The sequence below is a fragment of the bacterium genome, assembly GCA_009926305.1.
Lineage (GTDB): Bacteria > Bdellovibrionota_C > UBA2361 > UBA2361 > RFPC01 > RFPC01.
Genome location: RFPC01000204.1, coordinates 1 through 1,650, shown reverse-complemented (window position 1 = coordinate 1,650; position 1,650 = coordinate 1). Strand labels below are relative to the sequence as shown.

Sequence of the window (1,650 nt, the reverse complement as noted above, 5' to 3'; positions counted from 1 at the left end):
GAGTGTGGGATGAACCAGTGGATTTCGATCAATCAACGAAACTGATAGTTCTTCCGGATCCATAGACGCGGGAAATTGTGGCATCAGGCCAAAAGGTCGGACTGGCCTGCCGAAAATTAGAGCTGTCGAATACAGAGCGTCCAAGTCCATTTTTTCTATGATTTTCTGCTGGAGTGCAAAACGCCAAGGGAGGCAGATATCATCTGCATCCATACGGGCAACTAATTCGTACTTCGATTCATTGATTGCATAGTTAAGACCGCCAGCAAAACCCAAGTTCTCTTTCGTGGGGAGCAGCCTAAAGCGTGGATCAGAAATGCCACTAAGAACCTCCAAGGAATCGTCTGAGCTCGGATCCAGATGGAAGACCACTTCACCGCGCCTTCCCAACGACTTGAGAGTTGAAAGAACAGCAGCTCTTACAGTTTCTGAGCAGTTGATTGCGGAAAAAACAACGCTAATCAAGAAACCGGTGCTCGCTGTAAAACCTTGGTGAGATAGTGAATTAGAGACATGTGGGCATTTTCCACAACTTGATAATCCTGTGATGAAATCTTGATTGCAACACTCGAAAGCTCAACAAGTGCATCGCCGTTTGACCCCACAAGAGACCAAACCTCCATTCCCATGGCTGACGCCGTCTTCGCCGCTGCCAACAAATTTGGAGATCGTCCGCTTACCGAAATTAGCACCAAGATATCTCCTGGTCGCCCCAGGTCATGCAGCACACCAGAACCAGCTTCTTCGAAAGAAGTGTCGTTGGAATAGGCGGTGAATAATGCCTGCATCTCCGAAATCGAAACCGCCCGTACCCCCCCTGAATCCCTGTCACCTTTGGCGGTCTTGACTATGTCGCCCACGGCGTGAGAAGCGGATGCCGCGGAACCCCCATTTCCAAAGAAGAAGACTTGCGAATCGCGCATTCGAGCTTCTAGTAAGCCAATCTCCATTTGTTGAAGGGCAGCTCTGTCAACACTCTCAAGAGCGAGCCGATTTTCTTCCACGTACTCCGAGTAGTTCATCGCTTAGTCCTTAAAAACAACTTTCGTCCCTTCATAGTCTACGGAGATTGGAATAACCAGCTCATCTTCAAATTGGTGAGCAAATTTAGCGTGGTTCTCGGGATCGACCCAAAAAAGAACGAACCCTCCTCCTCCGGCCCCTAGCAACTTGCCCCCTCGTGCACCAGCCTTGATCCCGGTCTCGATCATTCCTGCTGCAACATCCACGGCTTCCGAATAGGTGGACGCTACTTTGAGGTTCCAGGCTTTTTCCAGGTAGTTTCCGATTGCGTCAGTTCCCTCTGTCTGAAACCTTTCAGGAAACTCCAGTGCCATATCTCTGAGTTCAAAGAGAGACTCGAGCTTTTGCTGGCTCTTGGAGGCCTCTAGTCGTTGGCGCTGAAGTACGGAGGTGGCAGAACGAGTTTCAACGCCAGTGAAGACCAAAAAGAGACTTGAATCTATTTGTAATTGCTGTTTTTCACTTATCTCGATAGGCGTTCTATTCACTGTTCCGTCGGCGTTGAAGACAAATTGGTTGAAGCCCCCGATTGCGCTGGCGTACTGGTCTTGCTTTCCAATAGCCCCTTCGGAAAGTTCATGCTCTATTTCAAAAGCGTTCTCAGCTATGTCAGACGAAGGCCTATAG

At 49.2% G+C, this 1,650-nt stretch carries 3 protein-coding genes; all 3 read right to left on the bottom strand.

The window, feature by feature from the left end; genetic code table 11:
• Window positions 1–465, bottom strand: a 465-nt coding sequence (locus tag EBR25_13830) for a glycosyltransferase family 2 protein (protein ID NBW42049.1), incomplete at its 3' end; no start/stop codon positions are given.
• A complete protein-coding gene (locus EBR25_13825) occupies window positions 462–1,022 on the bottom strand; it encodes an SIS domain-containing protein (GenBank protein NBW42048.1) in 561 nt (186 codons plus the stop codon). The genes EBR25_13830 and EBR25_13825, both read right to left, overlap by 4 nt.
• A gap of 3 nt (window positions 1,023–1,025) precedes the next feature.
• A partial coding sequence (locus EBR25_13820; GenBank protein NBW42047.1) for a hypothetical protein occupies window positions 1,026–1,650 on the bottom strand: 625 nt, incomplete at its 5' end.

Excerpts from the sequence above, each read along its gene's own strand:
- EBR25_13825 (NBW42048.1), bottom strand. The coding sequence starts at position 1,022 with ATGAACTACTCGGAGTACGTGGAAGAAAATCGGCTCGCTCTTGAGAGT.